Raw genomic sequence first — 7,632 nt, 5'->3', positions numbered from 1 at the left:
GGCCCAACTCCCGCGCCAGCGCCTGCGCGGCGTCCAGATTGAGGTCCAGGATGGCCACGTGGCCGCCCGCTTGCACCACGCGCCGGCAAACCGCCGCGCCGATGCCGCTGGCGCCGCCGGTGACGATGACCGACAGGGTCGGGTCGATTGCGGAATGATCCATTCAGCGTCCCCAGCGCGCCTTCAGGCGCTGTTCGAACATGCGCAGGGCAAGGTCGATGCAAATGCCGACGATGCCGATGGCGATCATGCCGGCCATGACGATATTGGTGGCGACGTTGAGCTGCCCCTGCACCATCATGTAGCCGATGCCGTTGCCCACCACGATCAGTTCCGCGCCCACCAGCGACTGCCAGCCTATGCCGGCGCTGACGCGCAGGCCGGCCAGGATGGACGGCAGCGAGGCCGGCAGCAGCACTTCGGCGACGATGCGCGGGCCGCTCGCGCCCAGCGTGCGCGAGGCTTCGAGCAGGCGCGTGTCGACGAACTTGGCGCCGCGGTAGGCGCTGATCAGGCAGGGCGGGAAGGCGCCCGCGAAGATGATCAGGGTGGGGCCGCCGATGCCGGTGCCGAACCACAGGCCGGCGAAGGGCACCCAAGCGATCGGCGCGACGAAGCGCAGCGCATCGAAGAACGGGCTGACCACGTCGTCCAGCCAGCGGTACCAGCCCATCAGCAGGCCCAGCGGAATGCCCACCGCCGCGGCCAGCAGGAAGCCGCAGGCGAAGCGGTAGAGGCTGGCGCCCAGGTGCGTCCAGAGCGTGGCGCCGGAATAGGGCTCGCTGCTGTACTGCACGATGGTCCGCAATACGGTCAGCGGGCCAGGCAGGTAGTTGGGCGGAAAGACCCCGGCCATGCTCAACAGGTGCCAGGCCATGAAGAACCCCGCCAGCCCCAGGCACGACAGGCCGAAGGTGAAGGCGGACGAGTCGCCCGAGGCGCGTGTCAGCGTAGCCATGGCAATGCCCTCTTTTCGATCCATTCCAGTCCGCGGGTCATCACCGCGCCCAGCAGGCCCACCCAGATCATGGCGTAGAGGATCATGCCGGGCCGGATGTCCAGCGCCGCGGTGTCCAGCACCTTGCCCAGGCCGATGAAGGCGCCGATGAGTTCCGCCGCCACCAGGGTCATCCAAGCGGTCTGCAGCGACAGGCGCAGGCCGGTGAAGATCATGGGCAGGGAACCGGGGATAAGCACGTCGCGCAGCATGCGCAGCGGATTGCCCGCGCCATGCACGCGCGCGGCTTCGATCAGCGTGGGATCGATATTGCGCACGCCGGCATAGGTGTTGATGACGGCAGGCGTGAACGAGGACACCCAGATCAGGAAGATCTTCGCCGGGTCGCCCAGCCCCAGCCACAGGATGGCCAGCGGAATCCAGGCCAGCGGCGGAATCGGGCGCAGCAGGGAGAATACCGGCCCGACCAGGGCGTCGATGCGCTTGCTGAATCCCATCAGCAGGCCCAGTGGCACGCCGGTGCCGATGGCGACCAGAAAGCCCAGGAACACCAGCCGCAGGCTGTGGCCGATGTGCTGGAACAGCGTGCCGCCGGCGTAGCCGGAGTCGCGCGACAGCTGCACGGCGGCCTGCCAGGTCGTCAGTGGCGTGGGAAAGCGCGCGCCGTTGACCAGGCCCAGCGCCGACACGATCCACCAGGCGGCGAAGGCAACGGCGACGGCGGCCACACCCACGGTAATCCTGCGGCGCGAGGCGCGCGGCCGCCGCGCGGGCAGGGTGGCGATATGTTCACTCATGGCCGGACCTCGCGGCGTCGCGTTCCAGGTGGGCCACGTCTTCGAGCAGCAGCAGCATGGCGGTGCAGTCCTGCTCCTGCCGGCCCCAGGACTTGGCCAGCGCGAACATCTCGCGGGCGTAGCCGCCCAGTCCCAGCGGCGCGCCCACCGAGGCGGCCAGGTTCATGGCCAGGTTGATGTCCTTGTAGCCCATGCGCATGGGGAAGTCGGGACTGATGTCGCCCGCCAGCACCTTGCCGGGAAAATTGGTCAGCAGCTGTCCGCGCCCGGCGGTGGTGTTGGACAGCACCTTGACGACGGTGGCGCGGTCCAGCCCGAGCTTGGCCGCGAACATCAGGGCTTCGCCGGTCAGCACCATGCCGACCATGGACATGTAGTTGTTGACCAGCTTGAGCCGGATGCCCGAACCGAAAGGGCCTACGTGCACGATTTCGTCGGCCATGGCGGCAAAGACCGGGGCGGCCTGGTCGAAGTCGGCCTGGGCCCCGCCGGCCATGATCAGCGCCTTGCCTTGCGCGGCCTCGCGCGGCGTGCGGCCCACGGGGGCGTCGAGGCAGCGCAGGCCCAGGGCCGCGAGGTCTGCGGCGATGCGGTCGGTTTCGACCGCATCGCCCGTGCTCATTTCGATGACCAGGGCACCCGGATTCAAACCCGCGGCGGCGCCGTCGGCGCCGAACAGGGCGTCGCGGACATGGGCGGAAGTGGGCAACATGGTGATCGCCACGTCGCAGCCGCTTGCGGCATCCCGTGGCGTGGCGGCGCGCCGGAAGCCGGTATCGGCCAAGCGCTCCATGGCCGCGGGCACGACGTCGTAGCCTGATACCTCATACCCCTGCGCGGCCAGGTTGCGCAGCATCGCGCTCCCCATGACGCCCAGGCCCAGGAATGCGATGCGGGGTGATTCGGTGTGTTCCATGGGGCTTGCTCCGGTGTGGTCAGCTGCCTAGCCGTGCACTGGTGCTGCTGCGCGGCGGCGCGGTGGTGTCGCGGACGATCAGTTCCAATTCGATGCAGACGTTCTCGGGCGGCGTGTCGGCGTCGGCCGCCAGCAGAATGCTGGCGGCGCGCTGGCCCAGTTCGAAGGCCGGCACGTTCAGGGTGGTGATGCCTGGCCGGCAGTGGGCGGCCATTTCGATGTTGTCGAAGCCCGTGATTGAAATCTGCTCGGGCACGCGCAGGTTTTGCCACAGGCACTCCTGCAGCGCGCCGTAGGCCAGGATGTCGTTGCCGCACATGACCGCGGTAGGCGGCTCGGGCAGGCGCAGCAGCGCGGCCATGGCGCGCCGGGCTTCCGGCACGGTGTAGGGCTTTTCGATGACGTACTGCGGCGGCATGTCGATGCCGCGGCGCTTGAGCGCGCGCGTGAAGCCGGCCACGCGGTCGGCGGCGCGGTCGTTGTCCTTGGAGATGCCGGCGATCACGCCGAGGCGGCGGTGGCCGATGTCCAGCAGGTAGTCGGCGATGCGCTGCGCCGCGGCGGCGTTGTCCCAGCCCACCATGGGCCAGGCATCGGCGGCGTCGTAATGGCAGGTGGTGACGAAGGGGATGCCCTTGGACTGCAGCAGCTCGTAGATCTCGGGGTCGCGGCTGCGCCCGACCAGCATCATGGCGTCCACGCCGCGCTCGATCAGCGCCCGCACTTCGCCGGCTTCGCGCGCCGGGCTGTAGTTGGTGCTGGCCAGCAGCAGCTGGTAGCCATGTTCATGGATGGTCTGCTGCATGCCGTCGACCAGCTTGGCGAACAGCGCGCTGTCCACGGTGGGAATGATGGCGCCCATGGTGCGGGTCTTGCGCGACGCCAGCGAACGGGCAGCGCCATGCGGCACGTAGCCAGCTTCCGCCAGCAGCGCCATGGCGCGGGCGCGCAGGTCGGGCCGCACTTGTTCAGGGTGGTTCAACACCCGCGACAAGGTGGCCGAGGAGATGCCGCCGCTGGCGGCAATCGACTTCAGGGTGTCCCCGGGTAGGGGAGCGGACTTTCGCTTCATATTTGAAAGCGCTTTCAGAAATTGGATGGTGTGAATATACAGTTATTGAAACGCTGTGGGCGATTTCTAGGGTTTTCTCGGGGTTGAATGAGAGGGCTGCGCGCTTATTCTCTGTATGCGCTTTCAAAAAACCGAGCCCGGACGCAGATCCGGGCCTGCTATCCGGGGAATGCCGCGGCAGCTCGCGCATGCAGACCGGAATCCACTATCTGGAGACTAAGCATGTCGAGAATCCCCCGCATCGTAGGTCTGTGCCTGGCGCCGCTGGGCGCCTTGCTGTTGAGCCCGTCCGTGTCGGCCCAGGCGCCGACGCCCATCAAGGTCAGCTACCAAATTGCTTATTGGGCGCTGCCGATCTACATCGCCACCGAAAAGAACTGGTGGGCCGAAGCGGGCCTGAAGCCGGAATTCGTGGTCTATCCGGCGGGCGCGCAACAGATCGCCGGCGCCGCGTCCAAGTCCTGGGACGTGGGCGGCACGGGCTCGCCGCCGGCGGTGCTGGGCGCGCAGCGCTACGGCATCGTGACGTTGGGCGTCACCAATGATGAATCGACCGCCAACGGCGTCATGGCGCGCAAGGAGAACGCCGCGGCCGTGCGCAGCAATGCGGCCAAGGAAGTGAAGGGCAAGCAGATCCTGCTCAGCCCGAACTCCACGGGCGAGTACGCGACCATGGCCTGCCTGAAGAAGTGGGGCATGCAGCGCAGCGACGTCAGCGTGGTGACGCTGGCCCCGGCGCAATTGGTGTCCGCCTTCACCGGCGGCAATGGCATGCTGGCCGGCACCTGGGCGCCCAATTTCTACACGCTCAACGAGCAGAGCGGCGCGGAAGTCGTATGCAACGGCAAGGACGCGGGCGTGATGATCCCGGGCGCGCTGGTGGCGCGCGGCGAATTCGCGCAGCAGAACCCGGACGCGGTCGCCAAGTTCCTGGCGGTATACCTGCGGGCCGTCAGCTTCGAGAAGAACAACAAGGCGGAAGCCATGGGCTACCTGCGCAAGCTGTTCCAGGCCAACGGCATCAAGCTCAACGATGGCTATCTGGGGCAGGAATTGGAACGGCCGATCTTCACGCTGGACGAGCAGCTCAAGCTGATGTCGCGCACCGGCGGCAAGTCCACGCTGGACAACGCCTATGAAGCCCTGTCCGGCTACCTGAAGGGCGTGGGCACGCTCACCGAGGTGCCGGATCCCAAGACCTACATCACGGACGACTACATGAAGCGCGTCGACCAGACCCCGGCGCTCAAGACCTTCGCCAACAAGACCAACTGAGCCGCATCCATTCTTCCGCGAGGCCACACCATGGCAGTAAGCAAGCTCAAATCCGCGGCCAGGCAGCCCCAGGGCAACGAGGCCGCCGCGCGCGAAGTCGCCGCCGAGATGTTGGCGAACATCAAGTCCGGCGGCGAAGCCGCGGTGCGCGACTACGCCCGGCGCCTGGACAAATGGGAGGGGGACATCCTGGTCGGCGCCGCCGAGATAGAACGGCGCACCGCAGCCATTCCCGACGGCATCAAGCGCGACATCGAATTCGCCGCCGGCCAGGTGCGCAAGTTCGCGCAGGCGCAGATGGCTTCGGTGCGCGAGTTCGAACTGGAACTGGCGCCGGGCCTGGTCGCCGGGCAACGGCTGATACCTGTCAACGTGGCGGGCTGCTACGTGCCTACGGGACGCTATGCGCACATCGCGTCGGCCTACATGAGCATCGCCACCGCCAAGGCGGCCGGGGTGCCCACCGTCATCGCCTGCTCCACGCCCTACCGCGGCGAGGGCATACATCCGCAAGTGCTGTACGCCATGAAGGTGGCAGGGGTGGACGCGGTGATGACGCTGGGGGGCGTGCAGGCGATCGCCGCCATGGCCTACGGCCTGTTCACCGGCAAGCCGGCCGATATCATCGTCGGGCCGGGCAACAAGTTCGTGGCGGAGGCCAAGCGCATGCTGTTCGGCAGCGTGGGCATCGACGTCTTCGCCGGCCCGTCGGAGGTCTGCATCATCGCCGACGCCTCGGCGGATCCGGCCATCGTCGCCTCCGACCTGGTGGGGCAGGCCGAGCACGGGCATGAGTCGCCGGCCTGGCTGATTACCACCGACCGAGTCCTGGCCGAATCCGTGCTGCAGCGGGTGCCCGAGCTGATCGAGTCCTTGCCGCCGACTGCGCGGGATGCGGCCGGCGCCGCCTGGCGCGACTATGGCGAGGTGGTGCTGTGCGATACCCGGGAAGAAGCGGTGGATGTCTCGGACCGCTATGCCAGCGAACACCTGGAGGTCCATTGCGAGGACCTGGACTGGTGGTTCCAGCGCCTGACCTGCTACGGCTCGTTGTTCCTCGGCGAGGAAACCACGGTGGCGTTCGGCGACAAGGCCAGCGGCACCAACCACATCCTGCCGACCAAGGGCGCGGCGCGCTATTCGGGCGGCCTGTCGGTGCACAAGTTCATCAAGACCGTGACCTGGCAACGCATGACGCGCCAGGCCAGCCGCGACACCGCCCAGGTGACTGCCCGGATCTCGCGGCTGGAAGGCATGGAGGCGCATGCGCGCACGGCGGACGACCGCCTGGCCAAGTACTTCCCCCAGGAATCCTTCGAACTGGGCGAACCCGTGCGGGAGTGAAGCCATCATGCAGAACGACATGTCCCGCCTGTTCGACCTGGACGGCCGCGTCGCCTTGGTAAGCGGCGGCAGCTCCGGCATAGGCAAGGCCATCGGCCTGGCGCTGGCGCGGGCCGGCGCCAGCGTGGTGCTGGTGGCGCGGCGCGAGCAGGAGCTGGCTTTCGCCGCAGGCGAGTTCGAAGACGAAGGGCTGCGCGCGCGCGCCTTGCCCTGCGATCTGGCCGACCGCGATGCGCTAGGCGGTTTCGCCGCCCGCGCGGCGCGGCCTTTCGGCGCGCCCGATATCCTGGTCAACGCCTCGGGCATCAATGTGCGCAAGCCCTTCGAGGACACCGCCGACGAGGACTGGGACCGCTCGCTGGCAATCAACCTGACCGCGCCGTTCCTGCTGACCCGCGCGCTGGCGCCGGCCATGCGCGAGCGCGGCTGGGGCCGCATCATCAACATCACCTCGCTGCAGTGCGTGCGCGCCTTCCCGGACAGCGCGCCCTATGGCGCGTCCAAGGGAGGGCTGATGCAGCTGACCCGCGCCATCGCCGAGTACTGGTCGCGCCACGGCATCACCTGCAATGCGATCGCGCCAGGTTTTTTCGAGACGCCGCTGACCGCATCCGTGATGAGCGATCCGGCCCGCGTGCAGGCGCTGGCTGCCAGCACCATGATCGGGCGCAACGGCCGGCTGGAGGACCTGCACGGCGCGGCCGTGTTCCTGGCGAGCGAGGCCTCGGCCTACATCACCGGGCAGACCTTGTTCATAGACGGCGGCTTTTCGGCCCGCTGACCGGCATCTCCGTGGAGTCCCGCCATGAAAGCCCTTGTCTACACCGCACCCAGCCAACTGACGTACCGCGAGGAACCCGATCCGGTGCAGGTGGACGGCGACGCGCTGCTGCGCATCGAGGCCGTGGGCATTTGCGGCTCCGACATGCATGCCTATCACGGGCATGACCCGCGCCGCAATCCGCCGTTGATCCTGGGACACGAGTTTGTCGGCACGCGGGTGGGCGGCAGCCGCGCCGGCCAGCGGGTCACAGGCAACCCGTTGATCCATTGTGGCCACTGCGATTTCTGCGTGCAGGGGCGCAACAATCTGTGCCGCAACCGCGGCATGGTGGGCATGACGCGTCCCGGCGCGTTCGCCGAATTCATGGCCATACCCGAGCGCTGCCTGATTCCCGTGCCGCAGGACATGCCGGCCGCCGCCGCCGCGCTGACCGAACCGGCGGCTACCGCCTTGCACGGCGTCGCGCTGGCGCAGCGGGCGTTGTTC

Annotated in this window: 9 protein-coding genes; 4 read left to right on the top strand and 5 right to left on the bottom strand. The window is 68.0% G+C overall.

Translation table 11 applies throughout. The features are described from left to right. From WBB14_RS10110 to WBB14_RS10090, 5 genes are all read right to left on the bottom strand, one after another. Nucleotides 1-163, bottom strand: a 163-nt coding sequence (locus tag WBB14_RS10110) for an SDR family NAD(P)-dependent oxidoreductase (protein ID WP_424239706.1), incomplete at its 3' end; no start/stop codon positions are given. Further along, complete coding sequence (locus WBB14_RS10105; protein WP_424239705.1) at nucleotides 164-958, bottom strand: ABC transporter permease; 795 nt, start codon at nucleotides 956-958, stop codon at nucleotides 164-166. It abuts the gene before it with no gap. Then, nucleotides 946-1,755 carry an ABC transporter permease gene (locus WBB14_RS10100; protein ID WP_424239704.1) on the bottom strand — a complete coding sequence of 270 codons (810 nt, stop codon included), beginning with the start codon at nucleotides 1,753-1,755 and terminating at the stop codon, nucleotides 946-948. Before WBB14_RS10100 ends, WBB14_RS10105 begins: the two co-directional genes overlap by 13 nt. Continuing rightward, nucleotides 1,748-2,671: an NAD(P)-dependent oxidoreductase gene (locus WBB14_RS10095; RefSeq protein ID WP_424239703.1), complete on the bottom strand. Its 924-nt coding sequence runs from the start codon at nucleotides 2,669-2,671 to the stop codon at nucleotides 1,748-1,750. Before WBB14_RS10095 ends, WBB14_RS10100 begins: the two co-directional genes overlap by 8 nt. Nucleotides 2,672-2,690: 19 nt before the next feature. Continuing rightward, nucleotides 2,691-3,743 carry a substrate-binding domain-containing protein gene (locus WBB14_RS10090; protein WP_424239702.1) on the bottom strand — a complete coding sequence of 351 codons (1,053 nt, stop codon included), beginning with the start codon at nucleotides 3,741-3,743 and terminating at the stop codon, nucleotides 2,691-2,693. Nucleotides 3,744-3,965: 222 nt separating this feature from the next. On the opposite strand from WBB14_RS10090, the gene WBB14_RS10085 reads away from it, so the two are divergent. The 4 genes from WBB14_RS10085 to WBB14_RS10070 all read left to right on the top strand — a co-directional run. Next, nucleotides 3,966-5,018, top strand: coding sequence for an ABC transporter substrate-binding protein (locus tag WBB14_RS10085; RefSeq protein WP_424239701.1), 1,053 nt, complete (start codon nucleotides 3,966-3,968; stop codon nucleotides 5,016-5,018). Between the two features lie 30 nt (nucleotides 5,019-5,048). After that, nucleotides 5,049-6,362, top strand: a complete 1,314-nt coding sequence (gene hisD / locus WBB14_RS10080) for a histidinol dehydrogenase (protein ID WP_424239700.1) — start codon at nucleotides 5,049-5,051, stop codon at nucleotides 6,360-6,362. Between the two features lie 7 nt (nucleotides 6,363-6,369). Further along, nucleotides 6,370-7,143 carry an SDR family NAD(P)-dependent oxidoreductase gene (locus WBB14_RS10075; RefSeq protein WP_424239699.1) on the top strand — a complete coding sequence of 258 codons (774 nt, stop codon included), beginning with the start codon at nucleotides 6,370-6,372 and terminating at the stop codon, nucleotides 7,141-7,143. A gap of 24 nt (nucleotides 7,144-7,167) precedes the next feature. Next, a partial coding sequence (locus tag WBB14_RS10070) for an alcohol dehydrogenase catalytic domain-containing protein (RefSeq protein ID WP_424239698.1) occupies nucleotides 7,168-7,632 on the top strand: 465 nt, incomplete at its 3' end.

This window comes from Achromobacter sp. (genome assembly GCF_049647645.1).
GTDB lineage: Bacteria > Pseudomonadota > Gammaproteobacteria > Burkholderiales > Burkholderiaceae_B > Achromobacter.
This window is presented reverse-complemented; position numbering and strand designations above follow the sequence as displayed.

Excerpts from the sequence above, each read along its gene's own strand:
- hisD (WP_424239700.1), top strand. The coding sequence starts at position 5,049 with ATGGCAGTAAGCAAGCTCAAATCCGCGGCCAGGCAGCCCCAGGGCAAC.
- WBB14_RS10085 (WP_424239701.1), top strand. The coding sequence starts at position 3,966 with ATGTCGAGAATCCCCCGCATCGTAGGTCTGTGCCTGGCGCCGCTGGGC.
- WBB14_RS10095 (WP_424239703.1), bottom strand. The coding sequence starts at position 2,671 with ATGGAACACACCGAATCACCCCGCATCGCATTCCTGGGCCTGGGCGTC.
- WBB14_RS10090 (WP_424239702.1), bottom strand. The coding sequence starts at position 3,743 with ATGAAGCGAAAGTCCGCTCCCCTACCCGGGGACACCCTGAAGTCGATT.
- WBB14_RS10105 (WP_424239705.1), bottom strand. The coding sequence starts at position 958 with ATGGCTACGCTGACACGCGCCTCGGGCGACTCGTCCGCCTTCACCTTC.
- WBB14_RS10075 (WP_424239699.1), top strand. The coding sequence starts at position 6,370 with ATGCAGAACGACATGTCCCGCCTGTTCGACCTGGACGGCCGCGTCGCC.
- WBB14_RS10100 (WP_424239704.1), bottom strand. The coding sequence starts at position 1,755 with ATGAGTGAACATATCGCCACCCTGCCCGCGCGGCGGCCGCGCGCCTCG.